12 protein-coding genes are annotated in these 20,031 nt (G+C 66.0%); 6 read left to right on the top strand and 6 right to left on the bottom strand.

The features are described from left to right. Window positions 1-57 precede the first annotated feature (57 nt). Genes BST27_RS13285 through BST27_RS13275 form a run of 3 tightly spaced genes read left to right on the top strand, consistent with a single transcriptional unit; the run spans window position 58 to window position 2,197 of the window. Entirely contained in the window at window positions 58-840 is a 783-nt protein-coding gene (locus BST27_RS13285; protein WP_069417173.1) for an ABC transporter ATP-binding protein, read from the top strand. Next, window positions 756-1,592, top strand: a complete 837-nt coding sequence (locus tag BST27_RS13280; RefSeq protein WP_069417172.1) for an ABC transporter permease — start codon at window positions 756-758, stop codon at window positions 1,590-1,592. The genes BST27_RS13285 and BST27_RS13280 overlap by 85 nt, the downstream gene beginning before the upstream one ends. Next, on the top strand, window positions 1,592-2,197 hold the full coding sequence (locus BST27_RS13275; RefSeq protein WP_069417171.1) for a TetR/AcrR family transcriptional regulator: 606 nt from the start codon (window positions 1,592-1,594) through the stop codon (window positions 2,195-2,197). Before BST27_RS13280 ends, BST27_RS13275 begins: the two co-directional genes overlap by 1 nt. Here the strand turns inward: BST27_RS13275 and BST27_RS13270 are convergent. Next, window positions 2,166-2,387, bottom strand: a complete 222-nt coding sequence (locus tag BST27_RS13270; protein WP_069417170.1) for a Trm112 family protein — start codon at window positions 2,385-2,387, stop codon at window positions 2,166-2,168. The two genes, BST27_RS13275 and BST27_RS13270, sit on opposite strands and share 32 nt — an antisense overlap. Further along, window positions 2,380-5,424 carry an acyl-CoA synthetase gene (locus BST27_RS13265; RefSeq protein WP_139805150.1) on the bottom strand — a complete coding sequence of 1,015 codons (3,045 nt, stop codon included), beginning with the start codon at window positions 5,422-5,424 and terminating at the stop codon, window positions 2,380-2,382. Before BST27_RS13265 ends, BST27_RS13270 begins: the two co-directional genes overlap by 8 nt. A 143-nt stretch (window positions 5,425-5,567) precedes the next feature. Between BST27_RS13265 and BST27_RS13260 the strand changes: the two genes are divergently transcribed. Beyond that, a complete protein-coding gene (locus BST27_RS13260; protein WP_069417240.1) occupies window positions 5,568-6,350 on the top strand; it encodes a crotonase/enoyl-CoA hydratase family protein in 783 nt (260 codons plus the stop codon). Between the two features lie 8 nt (window positions 6,351-6,358). Here BST27_RS13260 and BST27_RS13255 read toward each other — a convergent pair whose 3' ends face one another. Next, a complete protein-coding gene (locus tag BST27_RS13255) occupies window positions 6,359-6,913 on the bottom strand; it encodes a hypothetical protein (protein ID WP_069417169.1) in 555 nt (184 codons plus the stop codon). Window positions 6,914-7,069: 156 nt separating this feature from the next. Between BST27_RS13255 and BST27_RS13250 the strand changes: the two genes are divergently transcribed. Both BST27_RS13250 and BST27_RS13245 read left to right on the top strand, forming a co-directional pair. Further along, window positions 7,070-8,854, top strand: coding sequence for an ABC-F family ATP-binding cassette domain-containing protein (locus BST27_RS13250; RefSeq protein ID WP_069417168.1), 1,785 nt, complete (start codon window positions 7,070-7,072; stop codon window positions 8,852-8,854). 14 nt (window positions 8,855-8,868) lie between these two features. Next, a complete protein-coding gene (locus BST27_RS13245; protein WP_139805149.1) occupies window positions 8,869-10,152 on the top strand; it encodes a cytochrome P450 in 1,284 nt (427 codons plus the stop codon). Here BST27_RS13245 and BST27_RS13240 read toward each other — a convergent pair. From BST27_RS13240 to BST27_RS13230, 3 genes are all read right to left on the bottom strand, one after another. Then, window positions 10,135-11,220: a type III polyketide synthase gene (locus BST27_RS13240; protein ID WP_264000804.1), complete on the bottom strand. Its 1,086-nt coding sequence runs from the start codon at window positions 11,218-11,220 to the stop codon at window positions 10,135-10,137. The two genes, BST27_RS13245 and BST27_RS13240, sit on opposite strands and share 18 nt — an antisense overlap. 114 nt (window positions 11,221-11,334) lie before the next feature. Further along, window positions 11,335-14,424 (bottom strand): type I polyketide synthase, encoded by a 3,090-nt coding sequence (locus BST27_RS13235; protein WP_069417239.1) that lies wholly within the window; start codon window positions 14,422-14,424, stop codon window positions 11,335-11,337. A gap of 9 nt (window positions 14,425-14,433) precedes the next feature. After that, a partial coding sequence (locus tag BST27_RS13230) for a type I polyketide synthase (RefSeq protein WP_139805141.1) occupies window positions 14,434-20,031 on the bottom strand: 5,598 nt, incomplete at its 5' end.

Here is a 20,031-nt window from a genome sequence, read left to right as displayed (position 1 = left end):
GGACCGATTCTGCCCGGGCCCTTGACACGCCGGAGATGGGGGCGGATTATTCATCATATGATGACTTCATCACGCGATGAATTTATGGCAGGCATCACACAGCCAGCCGTCCGCATTGAGCACTTGCGGGTGATTCGCGGCAAACGCACTGCGCTGCATGACCTTTCCGTCGACATCGCCGCCGGTGCCATCACCGGACTGCTCGGACCCTCCGGGTGCGGCAAGACCACGTTGATGCGCAGCATCGTCGGCACCCAGGTGATTGCCTCGGGAAACGTCACCGTGCTGGGACACCCGGCAGGGTCCGCGGCGCTGCGTCGCCAAGTCGGATATCTGCCGCAGGATCCGGCGATCTATGACGACCTGCGGATCATCGACAACGTCCGCTATATCGCCGCGCTGTACGGATTCGACGGTTCGACCGCCGACGAGGCCATCGACCGGGTGGGCCTGTCGGACCATCGAACCGCCTACTGCGGCAACCTCTCCGGCGGTCAGCGCACCCGGGTGTCGCTGGCGTGCGCGCTGGTGTGCCGGCCGGCCCTGCTGGTGCTCGACGAGCCGACGGTAGGACTGGATCCCATACTGCGCGTTGATCTTTGGGAACAGTTCAGCGAGCTTGCCGACGGCGGCACCACGCTGCTGGTCTCCAGCCACGTGATGGACGAGGCCGACCACTGCGGGGATCTGCTGCTGATGCGTGAGGGGCACCTGGTTGCCCACACCACGCCAGACCGATTGAGAGAGGAAACGGGATGCACGTCACTGGAGGAAGCGTTTCTGTCCATCATTCGGCGCAGCACCGCGCTGCAAGCAAAGGCCGGTCCCAGGGCAAGTTAGGCCTCAAGGGATATACCGCGACCACGGTGCGGATCTTGCGGCAGTTGGGCGCCGATCACCGCAGCGTGGCCATGATCCTGGTGGTGCCGAGCGCGATCATCACGCTGATGTACTTCATGTTCCAAAACGCGCCGCACCGCCCCGGCGCCCCGACACCGTTCAACGGGGCGTGCTTGATTCTGCTGGGCCTCTTCCCGCTGTTGCTGATGTTTCTGATCACCTCGATAACCATGCAGCGTGAGCGCGCCTCGGGCACCTTGGAGCGCATCCTGACCACCCCGCTGCGCCGACTCGATCTGCTGGCGGCGTACGGAACCGCGTTTTCGATCGCGGCGGCGGCCCAAGCTACCTTGGCGTGCCTGGTGTCGTTCTGGTTCCTCGGATTCACCACCGAGGGAAACCCGTTCTGGGTGTTCGTGATTGCGATCATCAACGCGGTTCTGGGTGTGGGTCTGGGCCTGCTGTGCAGTGCGTTCGCGCGCAGCGAATTCCAAGCCGTACAATTCATGCCCGTGGTGATCGTGCCGCAATTGCTGTTGGCCGGAGTCATCGTTCCGCGCGCGGCGATGCCGGATTGGCTCGAGTGGATCAGCAATGTCATGCCGGCCAGCTACGCACTCGAAGCGTTGCAGCAGGTGGCCGCGCATCCGGAACTGACCTATACGGCAGTGCGCGACATGGTCGTTGTGACGGGGTTCGCGCTCGCGGCGATGTGCCTGGCCGCGGCGACGTTGCACAGGCGGACGCCTTAATGGCTCCACGCCGGCCAGGGCGACCCGCCGGAAGCTCGGACACCCGGGAGCGAATCCTGGCCTGCGCGCGGGACCTGTTCGCGCTCAACGGCATTGATCGAACTTCGATCCGGGCGGTGGCGGCCAAGGCCGGGGTCGACGCCGCGCTGGTACATCACTACTTCGGCACCAAACAGCAACTGTTCGCCGCCGCGATCCATCTACCGATCGATCCTATGCAGGTCATCGACCAGTTGAGAGACACCCCGGTCGAGGACCTCGGGTATCGGTTGTCGTCGATATTGCTGCCGCTCTGGGACTCCGAGTTGGGCGCCGGGCTGATCGCCACCCTGCGCTCGCTCATCGCGGGCGACGAAGTGGCCTTGGCGCGCACGTTTCTGCAAGACGTGATCGGTACGGAAGTGGGTTCACGGGTCGACGATCCCCCGGGCAGCGGCAGGATCCGCACCCAGTTCGTCGCCTCGCAATTGATGGGCGTGGTCATGGCGCGCTACATCGTCAAGATCGAGCCGTTCGCGTCGCTGCCCACCGACCAGATCGCCCGGACGATCGCACCGAACCTGCAGCGCTACCTCACTGGGGAGCTGCCGGACCTCGCGCGATAAGCAGCGCGTGCTCCTCTTCGTCGACATCCCGGGCCTCGTCGATCAGCAAGACCGGGATGCCGTCCTCGATGCGGTAGGCACGCCGCAACCGCGGGTTGTACAGCAGCTCCCCGCCATCGTCAGCAACCAGCAGTAGCGGACCGCGGTCTTGCGGGCACACCAGAATGTCCAGCAGCGTCTGGTCAAGCATCGCTGTGCTCGTGCTTCTTGCTCAACTCGCTGCGCACGGCCGGCGTCATACGCCGGAATTCCTTGCTGGCAGAGTCGAAGTGCCACACCTGGCGTCCCGGCTTCGGCAGGCCCGCCGCGCGTAGGGCGCTGACAACGGGGCGGTAGGTCGTGGGGCTCAGTGGCAGTTCGGGCACCACGTGCACGACATCCGGGCCCAAACCCACCGGGATCTTGCTGACCGCCTCGGTCAGGTCGGCGGCCGTGACGGTCGCACCCTGGCACAGCGTCACCGCCGAAACCGCGACATCTTGGCCATTCACCGTGACGCCGTAGGTCGATGCCAGGTCGACGCCGTTGACCCGGCCGAACGCGTCGTTGACCGGGTCAGGGTAGACGATCCCTCGCGCGGTGTGGACCTCCAAGCCGCGCCGGCCGACCAACCAGTAGTCCCCGTCCTCGTCGCGGTAGAACAGGTACTCGGTAGAAATCCAGGTGTCGCCCGGAGCGAAGACGCCACGCTTGACCGACGCAGTGGGATCGATCGGTCCGCGCGACTGAGCCAGCAAGACCCCGACCTGGTAGGCGTCGGCCACCTGAACGTAACCCCGCTCATCCTCCAGGATCAGGTCGTGTTCGGCGTCGTAGGCACCCAGTTCGACGCGGCCGGCGCCCGGCAGCGGGCGGCCCTTGCTGCCGACCTTGGCGCCGGACACGTTGGCCAGCACCGCCAGCCCGTCGGTGGTGGCGAAGAATTCGACGACATGCGCCGGCGCGAAAGCGTCAACGACGCGCTCCCACAGCCCGGTTGGCATGCCCGAGCCGATGAACAGCCGCACGGGGTGGTTACCGTGCAACGCGAAGTCTGGGTCGTCGACCACCTCCCGCATCATCGCCCAGGTGTAGGACACGACCGTGACTCCGTACTGCCGAATCTCCTGGACGAAACGCTCCGGCTTCAGTCCGCGGGACAGTGCGATACGGGTGCCACCGACGACCGCGGCACCCAGGTTCACCAGCAATGCGGCCTCGTGGTGTAGCGGCGTCAGGCAATACACGGTGTCTTTGCGGTCGAGCGAAGCCGTCGAGGCCGTTCCGAACGCGGACACCGCCCACCGGTAGTTGGTGATCTGCTTGGCTACCAACTCACCGCTGGCCGCGGTGAATGCGATGGCCGCCAGGTCGCGCGCCAACCCCGGGTTGGGCCGATACCAGGCGGGCAGCTCGACGGCGTCCGGATCGATCTTCTCCATGTCGATGACTTGGCCTGTTTGCAAGGCATCTTCCGGCAGATCCAGATCACGGGACTCACCGCCGCCCAGCACCAACACCTGCCCCGGCAGCGTGCGCGCTGCTTCGAGATTCGTTGGGTCGGTGAGGATTTCGGTCACGCGCCCCAGCCGGAAAGATTCGGCCAGATCGACGTCCGGGCGCATTACCACGGCGACGGCCCCCAACCGGGACAACGCCGCGATCGCCACGAGCGCGCTGGGCCGGGTTTCCATCAGGATGCCTACCCGGTCGCCCTGCCGCACTCCGACTTCGATGAGGCCGCGAACGACGTTGTTTATCCGTCGGTTCACCGCTTCATAGGTGTGCACGCGGCCGTCGAACAACAGGAATTCGCCCTGCGGATGGTCGCGGGCCTGCTCATCGATGATGCGGCCCAGCGAGATGCGGGTGTGGTCGTTGAGCTGTCCTAGCCGGGCCAAGCGCGGCAGGGTGCGGGCGGTTTCGACGGCCAGGGTGCGGACGGATTTGTTGGCGGCGACGACCGCGTCCGCGGCGCCGCGGGCGGCGGCCAACGCGGCCTCGGAGACCTCCCCCAAGCCATGGGCGAGGCGTGAGCTAAGCGCGACGCCACTGTCGCTGTGCTCGACCGACTGTTCGACCATGGGGCTGATCTGCGCCGGCTTGTCGCCCTTGCCCTCGATCCAGCGCACCCACTCCGCCACGGTCGGCCAACTTTCCCGTGCTGCCCTGGATCCCACGACGAGACCGAAATGCCCAGTCCTGATGGAACATTCGTAAACCTCGGCGTTCGGCGCGGCGCGCTTGATGCCACGCACCGCCGCCGGCTGGCCGATGTCGTCGACCTCGCCGACGAAGGCCAGAATCGGGCAGGTGATGTCGGTGAGTGTCACCATTTGCCCATTGATGGCGAAGCCGCCGGTCATCATGCGGTTGTGGGCGATGAATTGCTTGAGTAGCTCCGAGATTGCGGGGCCAGACCAGGCGATCCAGCCTTCACGCTCGAGAAATCGGCGCTGCTGTTCGCGGGGCAGCAGAGCCTCGCGGTCATGTAGTTGGCGGACGAAGTCGACCCGGGCCTTGGCGGTCTTGAGCGGGTCCATCATCTGAAAACCGGTGCGCGCCAACCAGCTCGGGATGCTGATGCGGTTGAACACGTGGTCGGCCATGAAGTCGGCGATCGCCGGGGCCATGTTCGGCGGCAGGCCCATCGGAAGCGCCGCCAAGGTGTCCACCGGGGAGCCGAACGCCACGATGCTGGCCAGCGCCTTGGAACGCCGGTACGCGCCAACCTGGTAGCACCACATCCCGCCTTGGGAATAACCGACGAGGTGGACGTCGCGACCGGTGACCTCGTTCACCGTGTCGATGGCCTGACTGAGTGCGACGATGTGGTCGGCCAGGTTGCGGCGCATGCCGCCCTCGACCTTGTCGGGTGAGCCGAAGTCGATGACCCAGGTGTCCAGTCCGCGCGCATGCAAGATGCCGACCGCGCCGTCCTCGCGGGTCACATCCCACATGTCGGCCGACATCATCATCGGATGCACCATCAGCACCGGCGGGCCGACGGGCGGCTGGCCGGGCCGGTTGTCCGGTGGGAAGTATCGCCGCAGCTTGTACATCGGAACGCTCTCGACGATCTGCGAGGGCGACGGGACACTGCCGGTTTCCAACCCGCCCAACCGCAGCACCTCTAGACCGTTCTGGGCTGTGGCAACCAACCGCTCTACCGGGCGTGTCACCATCGACAAATTGAGATCCACAGCTGCTCCTGAGTGCTCAGACTTGGCCTTGACCAGCGTGAACATCATGGCACATCACCTTTGGGCCGCTTGCCATTAGGCAAGGGGTCGTTCGATCAGTGGCGTTTGCGCCCAGGAGAGCGCTACTTCAGTTGTCGAGCAATTGGTTCGAGAACCCAGACGGTGCCGATAACGTCGAGATCGTGGCCATGACGACTGAGACCAAGGGAAGTGGCGGTGTTCGGGTCGAGAAGCGCGGACCCGTGACGACTGTGATCATGAACCGACCGGAAGCCCGTAACGCGGTCAACGGATCTGCTGCATCTGCACTGTTCGCCGCGTTCGAGGAGTTCGACAATGACGACTCCGCGTCGGTCGCTGTGCTGTGGGGGGAGCACGGAAATTTCTGCTCCGGCGCGGATCTGAAAGGGGCCGAGACCGGTGACTTCAACCCAGTCAACCCAACCGGTCCAGGACCGATGGGTCCTACCCGAATGACCCTGTCAAAACCGGTGATCGCAGCAGTCAGTGGCTATGCCGTTGCCGGCGGTCTAGAGCTGGCGGTGTGGTGCGATCTACGAGTCGTCGAGGAGGACGCCACGTTCGGGGTGTTCTGTCGACGCTGGGGATTGCCGCTGATCGATGGCGGCACGGTTCGCCTACCCCGGCTGATCGGGCACAGTCGGGCGATGGATCTCATCCTTACCGGCCGCTCAGTCGACGCGGCCGAGGCGCTGGCCATCGGCCTGGCGAATCGCGTTGTGCCAACCGGTACCGCCCGCGAGGCCGCAGAAGATCTAGCCGCCGAACTTGCGGCGTTGCCACAGAACTGCTTGCGCTCCGACCGCCTGTCGACCCTCTATCAGTGGGGTCGCAGCGAGGCCGAAGCTATGGACTTCGAGTTCGCCAGTCTGTTGCGCTCGGTATCCGAATTGCAGTCAGGCGCAAAGCGGTTCTCCGACGGGGCGGGCCGACATGGCGCCAAAGCGTAAGGCTTCGATTACGCCAGGACAGGCGCCCTCAGCATTTGGAGACGGTGCCTGACGTCGAGCGAGGTGTGCCAGGCCGCCAGCGTCAGCACCACATGAACCGCGAGATACATCGCGTCCCGACCACCCCATAGTGGCGTTCGTCCAGCCCACACCGTTCCCACCAATACGAGCACCTCGACGCTCAGCAACACCGACCAGATTGCTCGCCACAGCAAGGCCGACTGCAACCGGCGTTGGTTGACCTGGATAGCGGCATCGCGGAGGCTCGGATCACTCGGGACCGGTCCGCTCAGCGCAGCCGCTACGACCGTCGCTTGCCGTGCCGGGTCGACGCCGCTGAGAGCCTTGACCATGAGGGCGTGCGATCGTTCGGTGAACGCGGTGACCACGACAGCGCCCGTCAGGATGGCCGCGGCCGTCGCCATCAACGGTGCCCACCAGGGCTGTTCGGCATTGACCGGCATACCGTTGGCACACCAGCCCACGATGTGGAGAGAGGCGTTCACGCTCGCCGCCGTCAGGGCACGTTCCCACCAGGACATCAGCAAGAACCGAGTCCACACGGCGCTGCCTTTCTCACGGGTCTGACAGGTCGCCCACGCGACCGGGACGGACCGAGAAAGATTCGACGCAACCCCTTGACGGATTCTCAACAAATCCTTGGAGCCCTGGCCAGGGGCCTCAACGGCGCCCTGGCGTTCCCCGGTAGGTTTTGCCCCGTGGCACACCTGCTCGGAGCCGAGGCCGTACACCTGGCTTATCCGACCCAGGTGATCTTCGAGTCGCTCACGCTCGGGGTCAACGACGGCGCCCGCATCGGTATCGTCGGCCGCAACGGCGACGGCAAGTCGAGCTTGCTCGGCCTGCTCACCGGCCAGGTGCAACCGGACTCCGGCCGGGTCACTCGACGAAGCGGCCTGCGGGTGGGCGCGCTGAGCCAAGCGGACACCCTGGACCCGGAACACACCGTCGGCTGGACACTGGTCGGCGACCAACCCGAACATCAGTGGGCCGGCAACGCCCGCATCCGTGACGTCGTCGCCGGCTTGGTATCCGACATCGCCTGGGACGCAACCGTTGCCACGCTCAGCGGGGGGCAGCGACGACGCGTGCAGCTGGCCAAACTGCTGGTGGGCGAATGGGATGTCATCGCCCTCGACGAGCCCACCAACCACCTCGACATCGAGGGCATCACCTGGCTGGCGGGCCACCTGCGACAACGCTGGGCCCGCAACACCGGCGGCCTCCTGCTGGTCACCCACGACCGCTGGTTCCTCGACGAAGTCGCCACCACCACGTGGGAGGTGCACGACGGGATCGTCGAACCGTTCGAAGGCGGGTACGCGGCGTACGTCTTGCAGCGCGTCGAGCGCGACCGCATCGCCGCCGCGGCCGAAGCCAAGCGGCAGAACCTGATGCGCAAAGAGCTGGCGTGGTTGCGTCGCGGTCCCCCGGCGCGGACGTCCAAACCGAAGTTCCGGATCGAGGCTGCCAACCAGCTCATCGCCGACGTGCCACCCTTGCGCAATACCGTCGAGCTGGCCAAGCTGGCGACGGCCCGGCTCGGCAAGGATGTCATCGACCTCCTCGACGTGTCCGTCTCGTTCGACGGACGCGAAGTTCTGCGCGACATCGAATGGCGCATCGCCCCAGGCGAACGGACCGGGATCGTCGGGGCCAACGGCGCCGGCAAATCCACCCTGCTGGGCCTGATAGCCGGCACCGTGCAACCCACCAAGGGACGCGTCAAGCGCGGCAAGACCGTCCAATTGGCCGTGCTCGACCAGCAGGGCGACCGGCTCAGCGCGATCGCCGACGACCGGATCGCCGACGTGCTGGCGGGGCTGCGCGGCGGTTATGAGGTCGAAGGACGCGAGGTGACTCCGGCGCAGCTGTTGGAGCGGCTCGGCTTCGGCCGCGGACAGCTGTCCGCACGGGTCCGCGAGCTGTCTGGTGGTCAACGGCGACGGCTGCAGCTGATGCTCACCTTGCTGTCCGAACCGAACGTGCTGCTGCTGGACGAACCGACCAACGACGTCGACACCGACATGCTGACCGCCACCGAAGACTTGCTGGACTCCTGGGCGGGCACGCTGATCGTCGTCTCCCACGACAGGTATCTGCTTGAACGCGTCACCGACCAGCAGTACGCCGTTCTGGACGGGCGGCTACGGCACTTGCCCGGCGGCATCGACGAATACTTGCGCCTGGCCGACAAAGACAAGCCGGGTGCCGCCCCCGGAGCCGCTGCAGTGGCCAAACCACCGCAGCAGCAAGCCATGTCTGGCGCTCAGCGGCGCGCAGCGGAGAAGGAATTGGCCGCGATCGATCGTCAGCTGGCACGGCTGGCCGAACGAATCGAGCGCAAACACAACGAAATCGCGGCTCATGACCAGTCTGACCACGTCGGCATCAATCGGCTGACCCAAGAGCTGCGGGCCCTCGAAGACGATGTTGCAGCGGCCGAGGAACGGTGGCTGGCCCTATCGGAGGTGCTCGAATGACCGCATACAGCCCGCTGCCTTACCGACCCGGAGAAGCGCTACTGGCCACCTACCGGCGCCGCGGTCCCGTGGTGAACGCCGGCGTCGGTCGACACGGCTACACCTATCTGCTTGGCGCCGAGGCGAATAAGTTCGTCTTCGCCAACGCCGATGCCTTCAGTTGGCGGGAGACCTTCGAGAACCTGGCGATCGTAGACGGCCCGACGGCGCTCATTGTCAGCGACGGCGACGACCACCGTCGCCGACGCAGTGTCGTGGCTCCAGGGCTGCGGCACCGGCAGATCCAGGAATACGTACACATCATGGCCGCCAACATCGACCGCGTCATCGACGGTTGGCGCCCGGGACAACCACTCGATCTCTACCAACAGCTCCGCTCGGCGGTCCGGCGCAGCACCGCCGAGTCATTGTTCGGCCAGCGCCTGGCCGTCCACGCCGACTTTCTCGGCGAGCAACTCCAACCATTGCTGGATCTGACCCATCAACTCCCGCAGTTGGCGCAACTGCATCGGCGCCTGACCACTCCCCGTTGGCGACGAGCAATGGCGGCCCGGCAGCGCATCAACGACTTGATCGACACCCAGGTCGCGGACGCCAAAATGCAGCCTCGACCGGACGATCACCTCATGACCATGCTGATCAACGGCCGCGGCGAAGAGGACTACGCGCTAAGCGATGACGAGATCCGTGATGCGATCATCTCCCTGATCACCGCCGGCTACGAAACCACCAGTGGCGCGCTGGCCTGGGCGGCCTACAGCCTGCTGACTCTGCCGGGCGCCTGGGAGACCGCGGCCGACGAAATTGACCGCGTGCTCCGGGGGCGGGCACCGACGGCGCAAGACCTCACCGCGCTCACCTATCTCAACGGCGTTGTGCAGGAGACGCTCCGGCTCTATTCGCCGGGGGTGATCTCGGCCCGCCGGGTAATGCGTGACCTGTCGTTCGACGGACAGCGCATCCGTGCCGGACGAATGCTCATCTTCAGCGCCTACGTCACCCACCGTCTCGACGAAATATGGCCAGACGCAACCGAATTCCGGCCAGAGCGCTGGGACTCCGGAAGGCCCGACTATCGCAAACCGGCTCCGCACGAGTTCATCCCGTTCAGCGGAGGGTTGCATCGGTGTATCGGTGCGGCCATGGCCACCGCCGAAATGACCGTGATGCTCGCCCGACTCATCGCCAGGACGACACTGGAGTTACCCCCGCAGCGCATTCGGCCGGCAAATCTCGCCTCGTTGTCCCCTAAGCCCGGATTGACCGTCGAAATCAGGGAATTACTGCCAGCGCAATAGCACCAGTTCTGTGCAGAATCCGGGCCCCATCGCCATCATCAATCCCGGACTACCACTGGGCGGACGCTTTTCGATGGTGTCGCGCAGAATGTGCAGCACCGAGGCTGAGGACAAATTGCCAATTTCGCCCAGCGAGCGCCAGGTCAGCTCCAGCGCCTCCGGGGACAGCCCGAGGCTGTTGGTGATCGCATTGATGACTTTGGGACCACCAGGATGGCTCACCCACGCCCCGATGTCATCCCGGGTCAAGCGATGGTCGGCCAAGAAGCCGTCCACGTCGTCAAGCAAGTACTGGTCGATGAGGTTCGGCAGGTCGGGCGAAAGCCGCAGCTGCAGGCCGTTGGAGCTGACGTCCCAGCCCATGATGTGCAACGAATCGGGGTACATGCGACTGCGCGCGTCGACTATTTCCGGCCCGCCGGTGCGCACCTTTTCGGCGCGCCGGTCGCCCACGGCGACCACCGCGGCGGCGCCGTCGCCGAACAACGCCGTGCCGACCAGACTCGACACCGTCGGCTTGACGGCCGGATAGGTGAGCGAACACAGTTCAACCGCCACCAGAACCGCCACCCCGTCGGGAGCACCGCGCAAGTAGTCGTGCACGCGACCCACCCCGGCCGCTCCAGCGACACACCCGAGGCCGAACATCGGCATTCGGCGCACGTCAGGACGCATGCCGAGCCGGCCGGCGATGCGCGCGTCCAGCGACGGAACCAGAACCCCGGTGACCGTCGTGGTAGCGATCATGTCGATGTCCTGCGGTCGCAACCCCGCTTCCTCGAGCGCGCCGAGCAGGGCCTCACAGCCGAGGTCTACGGCCTTTTCGATGAAAATCTCGTTCGCCTCACCGAAATCGGTGAGGGTCGGGTACTCCTGCAGCGGCATGACGAAGTGCCGGCTCTGTACTTTCGCCGCGGCGTGCAGGCGCCGAACGATCTCTTCGTGCTCCTTGAGGCCAGGGAACTCGACGAACTGGTCGGTTATCTCGCTCTGGCTGTACCGATGCGGCGGCAACGCCCCGAACACCCCTGCGATGACGCTCATGCCCCTGCTTTCTTCGCACTGCACGCTAATTTACGTGTGTCTAATAGACCCGTTCGACCCGCAAAACTACATTCAAAGTTTAGGTGAGGTTAAGCAGGCGCGCAAAGCCTCATATATTAGACGTTTGTGTTATTTCTATCACGCGTTCTCATCGCTGTCCGCAATATTCAGTGCCATCGCAATTAGCGCGTCCGGACTCAGCGAGTCTATTACCTCATCATTCACAATGGGCGTGAGCAGGTCTTTTTCCGGCGCCGCCAGCGCCAATAGCTTGTCTAACAGACCAGTTTTTCGAAGTTCTTGAATGGGAATTCGCATCAACAACGAGCGAATCTTTTCGTCGTCCGATTCGTCGGGTGGATTGTCAGACAGTTGTTCAGCAAGGTATGCCGCCAGCGCGATGGGTGTCGGATAGTCGAAGATCAGCGTCCGCGATAATGGCAGCCCGGTCTTGCTTTTGAGCCGGTTTCGCAGGTTGACCCCGGCCATCGAGTCAAAGCCCAGGTCCTGGAAAGCGGAATCGATGCTGACGTCCTGGCCGCTCGAGTGGCCGAGCACCATGGCCGCTTGGGTGCACACCAGCTCCACCAGTTGGTTAACGCGCTCTGCCGGGCCGAGCGCCCGCCACCATTCGGCGAACGAGGCGGCGCCTTCGTCATCCACTGCCGAGTTCGGTGCCGCCTCCGGGGTGGTCCCCAACCAGAATCGGCGGCGCTGGAAGGCATAGGTAGGCAACTCCACCCGCCGCACGTCTACCCCGTCGAACGTGGAACCCCAGTCGACATTCACACCTGCGGCGAACAGCGCGCCGATGGCGGTCAGCGCCGAAGTGGTCTCCGGGCGATCTTTGGCCATGGTGACCACGGCCGCATCGGGATCGAATGACTGCTGCACGGCCGCGATCAATCCGGCTGCGGGGCCTGACTCGACGAACACCCTGGCACCCAGCGACGCCAACGTTCGGACACCGTCGGCGAAGCGCACCGGCCTGCGCACATGCGCGGCCCAATACTCCGGCGATCCGTAGCCGGCACCCGCAAGCTCACCAGTCATGTTTGATATCAGGCCAACCCGCGGTTGGGCGACCGAGATGCCGGTCAACGCCGCGGCGAATGGCTCGACCATCGGCTCCATCAGCTCGGAATGGAATGCGTGCGAAACCGCCAATCGATTCACCCGCCGGCCCAGCTTTGCGAAGTGATCGGCCAGCGCCTCGGCCGCGGCAGCCGCACCCGAAATCACCACCGAGTCAGGCGCATTCACCGCCGCAATGCACACACCCCGCTGTAGCAGGGACAGCACTTCATCCTCGTCAGCAGATACCGCAATCATCACGCCGCCGGCGGGCAGTCCCGCCATCAGCCGCGCACGCGTGGCGACCACTTTGGCGGCGTCGGCAAGCGAGAGCACGCCGGCCACGTGGGCCGCGCTGATCTCGCCCACGGAGTGGCCGATCACGAAGTCCGGCACCATACCGAAACTTCGCAGCAACTCCGCCAACGCCACTTCGACGGCGAACAGCGCCGGTTGCGCGAACTCGGTATTTTCCAACAGCGTCGCGTCCTCGCCCCACAGGACCTGGCTCAGCGGCAGCCGAAGATGTGCGTTCAACGCCTGTGCGGCCTCGTCGAAGGCCCGCGCGAAGGCCGGGAATCGTTGGTGTAGTTGCCGCCCCATTCCCAGCCACTGGGCACCCTGGCCGGGAAACACCAACACCGTCTTACCCAACGACCGCGCGGTACCCGTCACCACATCGGCCGCGGGCTCGCCCGCGGCTAGCGTGGCCGACGCGGCCAGCAGTGTGTCGCGATCGGCCCCTGTCACGACCGCCCGGTGTTCGAACACCGACCTGGTGGAAATCAGCGACCACCCCACGTCGGCAACACGCAACTCCGGATGCGCGTCGCAATGCGTGAGCAGCTTTTGTGCCTGTCCTGCCAATCCCGCAGCGGAACGCGCCGACAGCACCCACGGGACGTCCGCAATGTCCGGATTACCGTCGTTGGCATCGACTTTCGGTGCAGGGGCTTGCGGCGGGGCTTGCTCGATGATCAGGTGGGCATTGGTCCCACCCATCCCGAACGACGACACTCCCGCGCGACGCGGCTGATCGCGCCAAGGGGTCAGCGTGGTACCGACCTGCACGCCAAGGCCCTTCATATCGATGCCGGGTTTAGGTCTGGTGTAGTTGAGACTTGGCGGTATTTCCGCGTTTTCGATCGCCAGGACCGCCTTGAGCAGACCCGCGACCCCAGCCGCGGCGCCCGCGTGGCCGATGTTGGTCTTGACGGACCCGAGGGTCACCGGGTGTTGCTGACGATCGGCGAACACTTCACCGAGCGCGGCGAGTTCGACCGGGTCGCCGACTTCGGTTCCGGTGCCGTGGGCCTCGACGTATTGAATGTCCCCGGCCCGCAGCCCCGCGTCGGTCAGTGCGCGACGGACGACGTCGGTTTGCGCGGTGGCCGACGGCACGGTCTGCGCGGTGGTGCTGTGTCCGGCGTTGCCGACCGAGCCGCCCCGGATGATCGCGTGGATTCGATCCCCGTCGTTGAGCGCGGCATCCAGCGGCTTCAGCAGCAGCACGGCGCCGCCCTCTCCCCGCACGTATCCGTCGGCGCGCGCATCGAAGGCGTAGGTGTGGCCCGTCGGCGACAATGCACCGAATTCCCTTTCCAGTGCCGCCGTTTCGCTCGCCAGGTTGAGGTGAATGCCGCCGGCTACCGCCAGAGTCGACTCGCCGCTGCGTAGGCTTTCGCAGGCCAGGTGAACGGCCACCAGTGACGACGATTGACCGGAGTCGACGGTCATGCTGGCTCCGTGCAGCCCGAAGACGTAAGAGATCTTGTTGGCGATCATCCCGCGGCTGAGCCCGGCGAACGTGTGGTGATCGAGATCGTCGCCGGTGTCGCTGAGCGCCAGGACGGCGTAGTCGTCGTTCATCGCGCCGAGGTAGACGGAAACATGTTGGCCGCGCAGCGTTTCCGGCTTCACGAAGGCGTCTTCGAGACACTCCCAGGTCAATTCCAGCGCCAGGCGTTGACGCGGATCCATGGCACGGGCTTCGCGGGGGGAGATCCGAAAGAAGTCCGCATCGAATTCGGCGGCGTCGTAGGGCAATTGGCTGGCCTCGCGCCCGTCGCGAAGAAGGCGCCAGAACTCAGCCGGAGTTGCGGCGCCCGGAAACCTGCATGCGAGCCCGATGATTGCCACCGCCGCCGGTCGCACCGCCACAGCCTATTCCTCTTCCAGGATGGCGAAGAGTTCGCTGTCGGTGGCGGTGGCGAGGTCGTCGTTGAAACCAACGTCGTAAAAGGGTGCGTCTGTGTGGTCCGGTGCGGGTTCCGGGCCCGCCAGCGTGTTGAGCACGGCCTCGATTCGCGCCCGCAGCTGCGCCTTGTACTCCGGCTTCAGGCCGGGTTGTTCGGCCAGCGTCTGGAGTTCGCGGGCAATGTGGTCGAACCGGGCCAACGGGTCAGGCTGGTCTAGCGCGGGAGCCGCGGCGAGAAGGGCATCCAGATGCTCGGCCAGGGCTGCGGGTGTGGGATGGTCGAAGATCAGGGTCGGCGAAAGCGTCAGCCCGGTCGCGGTCTTGAGCCGATTGCGCAACTCGACCGCCGTCAGCGAATCGAACCCGAGATCTTGAAAGGCACGGTCGGCATCGATGTCGGCCGTGTTGTTCCCGAGCACCGCCGCGGCACTGGCGCAGATCAGGTCGGCCAGTTCGGCGTGGCGCTGCTCCGGTGTCAGCCCGTGCAGTCGTGAGCGGAGTCCCGACATCGACGCCGCAATGCTGGTCTGCTCGATGAACCGCCGTGTCGGGCGGGCGATCAACTGTTGCAGCAGCGGAGGTACGTCATCGTGGGCGGTGAGTGCGGCCGTGTTGAGTCGGGTGGCCACCACCGTGGGGCGGTCCGCCACCAGCGCCGCGTCGAACAGTTGTAGTGCGTCGTCGGCGGTCAAGGCGGCGAGCCCGACCCGGCTCATCCGGGCTTTGTCGCGGTCCCCCAGGTGTCTGGTCATCTCCGACGCTTGCTCCCACAGCCCCCATGCCACGGACAACCCGGGCAATCCGCGGGTACGACGGTGCACGGCCAGCGCGTCGAGGAAACTGTTCGCCGCGGCGTAGTTGCCTTGCCCTGGTGCGCCGACAATGCCCGCCAACGACGAGAACATCACGAACACCGACAGATCCAGATCCGCCGTCAGCTCATGCAGATTCCACGCCGCATCGACTTTGGCCCGCAGCACCGCATTCATCCGCTCCGGCGTCAGCGACGAGATCAGTCCATCGTCGAGTGTTCCGGCGGCGTGGATGACCCCGGTGAGCGGCGAACTTTCCGGCACGCCGGCCAGCAGTGCCGTCACGGCGTCGCGGTCAGCGACGTCGCAGGCAACCACCGACACCGTCGCGCCGGCCTGCTCCAGGTCGGCGACCAACTCTGCGACCCCGTCGGCGGCGGCGCCTCGACGGCCGGCGAGCACCAGGTTGCGAACCCGGTAGCGACTGACCAGGTGTCGCGCCAGCCAGCCGCCGGCCATGCCGGTGCCCCCGGTGATCAGGACCGTGCCGTCGGCTAGTTCACGAGGCATGGTCAGCACGACCTTGCCGATGTGGCGAGCCTGGCTGACAAAGCGGTAAGCGTCCGCTGCACATCGCACATCCCACGTCTTCGTCGGCAGCGGCTGCAGCGTGCCGGCCTCGAACAGGGCCAGCAGTTCGGTCAGCATTCGCTGAATGTGTTGCGGCCCAGCCTCCATCAGATCAAACGCCCGATAGTGCACCCCCGGATGCTGGTCAGCCACCAGCTGCGGGTCGCGCAGGTCGGTCTTGCCCATCTCGATGAAGCGGCCGCCGCGGGTCAACAGCCGCAGCGACGCATCGGTGAACTCACCGGCCAACGAGTTGAGCACCACGTCTACCCCGGTGCCCCCGGTAACCGCGAGGAACTTCTGTTCAAACTCCAGGGTTCGCGAATCCGCGATGTGGTCGTCGTCAAAACCGACGGACCGCAACACATCCCACTTGCTGCGGCTCGCGGTGGCGAAAACCTCGACGCCCCAGTGCCGAGCCAGCTGCACCGCGGCCATCCCCACACCCCCGGTCGCGGCGTGCACCAACAGTTTCTCCCCGGCCCGCAGACCCGCCAGTTCAGACAAGCCGTAGAACGCGGTCAGGAACACCACCGGCACACCCGCTGCGGCATCCAATGACCACCCCGCGGGTATCGCGGTCGCCAATCGGGCATCGATCACCGCTTCAGAACCTGCCACCCCGAACAGCCCGAGTACCGCGTCGCCGACGGCAAAGCCCGTTACCCCCGGTCCGACTTCGGTGATGTACCCGGCGCCTTCGGCGCCCAATTCGCCGCCGCCCGGATACATTCCCAACGCCACCAGCACGTCCCGGAAATTCACACCAACGGCGGCCAGCTTCACGCGCACCTGGCCTTCGGCCAACGCCGTCGGCGGCTGAGGCTGCACCACCAGGTCCTGAAGCGTTCCGCCGCCGCCCGGGGCAAGCCGCCAATTTCCGGGCGGCAACTGCAGCGTCGGCCCCTCCGGCCGCTCGAGCCCTTTCGTTCCCGAGCCCGTCTTCGCCAGCCGCGCCGCGTACACCATACCGTTGCGCACCGCCAATTGCGTTTCACCGCAACCGATCAACGCAGCGGGATCGACCGAGCCGTCGGAATCGAGCAGGATGATGCGACCCGGGTGCTCGGCCTGCGCCGAGCGCACCAACCCCCACACCGCCGCGCCCGCCAGATCGGTGACGTCCTCACCCGCCAGCGCCACCGCGCCGTGCGTCTGCACCACCAACACCCCGGTGCGATCACCAGCCACCCACAACTGCAACATGCCCAATGCTTCAGTGGTGGCCGAATGCACCGACTCCACCACTCCCCCGACGGGTGAACTCGGCTGCCACACCTCCGCCTCGTCACCGGCAGGGGCGTCAATACCGTTGCTGTTCAGCGGAACCGGTGACCATGTCACCTCCAACAGCCCGCTGGTGGAGGAACGGGCGGTCACCGTCGACAACTGCTCGGCCGATACGGGGCGAACCACCAACTCCCTGACCGACAACACCGGTAGACCCGCCGCGTCGGCCAGTTCCAGCGAAAGTCCTTGCGTTCCCACAGGAGCCAGTCGCACCCGCACGTGCGAAGCGCCCATGGCGTGCAGCGATACACCCTGCCAGGAGAACGGCAACACCGCCTGCGCCTGCTGGCCGGTCACCCCGAGCGCATGCAGGCCCGCGTCCAACAGGACCGGATGAAGTCCGAAGCCGCTCAACGTCAAACCGGTGTCAGCGGGAACGGCGACCTCGGCGAAGACCTCGGCGCCCCGCCGCCACACCCCGCGCAGCCCACGGAAGGCGGGACCATACGCGTAGCCACGCTCGGCCAGCCCGGCATACGCATCGGTCACATCCACCGGCGCGGCCCCGACCGGCGGCCAGACAGACAAGTCCGCGCCCGGCTGCACCGCCGCGTCCCTCAGCGACCCTTCGGCGTGCAGCGTCCAGGGCGAATCCGACTGCACATCAGTCGAATACACCGATACAGCTCGGGCTCCGGTCTCGTCGGCGCCGCCCACCACCACCTGCACCCGCACCCCGCCGTCGGCCGGCAGCAGCAGTGGGGCGGACAAAGTCAACTCGTCGATCGCCGAGCAGCCGACCTCGTCGGCTGCCCGCAAAACCAGCTCCACGAAGCCCGATCCGGGAAACAGCACCACCCCGGCGACCGCATGGTCGGCCAACCAGGGCTGCGTACCGAGCGACAATCGGCCCGTCAACACCACGCCACCGGAATCGGGGCGCTGAACCACCGCCCCCAGGAGGGCATGCTCGGCTTTGGCCAGGCCCACGCCACTGACATCCGCCGTGCCGAGCATGTCGGGCGACAGCCAATAGCGCTGCCGTTGAAATGGATACGTCGGTAAATCTACTCGCCGGGTGCGCAGTCCGGCGAAGGTAGCGGGCCAGTCGACCGGTAATCCTAGGGAAAACAGCTGACCCGCCGCACCGAGGAGCGATTCGACTTCGGGACGGTCTTTGGCCAGCGTCACCACCGAAATCGCCTCGTCGGCGACCAGCGACTGCTCCACCGCAGCGGTCAGGCCGCGACCGGGACCGGCCTCGATGAACACCCCGGCACCGACCGCTTCCGCGGCCCGCACCCCGTCGATGAAGCGCACGGGTTGCCGCACGTGGTCCACCCAGTACTGCGCCGACCCGTACCCGGCGCCGGCCAACTTGCCAGTCAGGTTGGAGACCAGCGCGATTCGCGGTTCCGCCGGTCTGATCCCGGCGAGCAGATCGGCAAACCGCTCGAGCATGGGTTCCATCAGTTTCGAATGAAACGCATGTGAGACCGCTAGCCGGTGCACGCGTCGACCCGACTCGGCCAGCCGATCCATCACCGCCGCTACCGGGTCTTGCGCACCCGAAAGCACGACGGCGTCAGGGCCATTGACGGCAGCAATGCTCACCTCTTCGGTGAGCAACGGAGTCACCTCTGCCTCACTGGCGGCCACCGCGACCATCACCCCACCGGCGGGCAACTCCGCCATCAGTCGAGCGCGGCCGGCGACCACGGTGGCCGCATCGGAAAGCGCCAACACGCCGGCCACGTGCGCCGCGGTGATCTCACCCACGGAGTGACCCATCACGACGTCCGGTACCACACCCCAGTGCCGCAACAATGCGGCCAGGGCGACCTCGACGGCGAACAACGCGGGCTGTGCGAACTCCGTGCTTTCCAACAGCCGCGCATCGCTGCCCCACATCACGTTGCGCAGCGGCAACCGCAGGTGTGGTCCCAGCGCCGAGACCGCCTCGTCCAGCGCCTCGGCGAACACCGGAAATCGTTCGTAGAGTTGCTGTCCCATCCCCAACGCTTGGGCGCCCTGACCGGGGAACACGAGTACCTTCTTGCCCACGCCCCGGGCACGGCCGACGACGACGCCGGCACCGGTCTCCTCGGCGGCCAGACTGGTCAACCCGGCGAGCAGTTGCTCGGGTCCGCCCACCACGACCGCTCGATGGTCGAACACCGACCGCGTGGTCACCAGCGACCAACCCACGTCCGCCGGCCGCGGCCGGTCGTCGGTGCTCACGTGAGCCAGCAGCCGCCTGGCCTGGTCGGTCAGTGCCCGCGGTGTACGTGCGGACAGCACCCACGGCACCACCGCGTCATCGTGCTCGGCCACAATGTTTTCCGGGCTTTCCGGATCCGATGGCTGCGCCGGCGTTGGTGCCGGTGCTTGCTCGAGGATCACGTGCGCGTTGGTGCCACTGATGCCGAATGACGACACGCCCGCCCGACGCGGTTGATCGCCGGCCGGCCACGGGCGCGCCTCCGTCAACACCGACACCGCACCCGACGACCAATCCACGTGTGGCGTAGGCACATCCACGTGCAGAGTCTTCGGCATCAACCCATGCCGCATGGCCTGGACCATCTTGATGACCCCGGCCACGCCGGCCGCGGCCGACGAGTGACCGATGTTGGACTTGATCGAACCCAGCCACAACGGTCGATCCGCTGCGCGGCCCTGCCCGTAGGTCGCGAGCAGGGCTTGCGCTTCGATGGGATCCCCCAATGTGGTTCCCGTTCCGTGGCCCTCGACGATGTCGACCTCCGCGGTGGTCAACCCCGCGCTGGTCAGGGCCGCCTGGATCACCCGCTGCTGCGCGGGACCGTTCGGGGCGGTCAATCCGTTGGAAGCACCGTCCTGATTCACCGCGGAACCGCGCAGCAGCGCCAGCACGGGATGACCCAGTCGCTGCGCATCGGCCAGCCGTTCCAAGACAAGCACTCCGCCGCC

Origin of the sequence: Mycobacterium intermedium, from assembly GCF_002086275.1 — a bacterium.
In the GTDB taxonomy this organism is placed as follows: Bacteria; Actinomycetota; Actinomycetes; order Mycobacteriales; family Mycobacteriaceae; genus Mycobacterium; species Mycobacterium intermedium.
The sequence above is the reverse complement of the archived record's forward strand: the minus strand, read 5'-3'. Positions and strand labels throughout refer to the sequence as shown.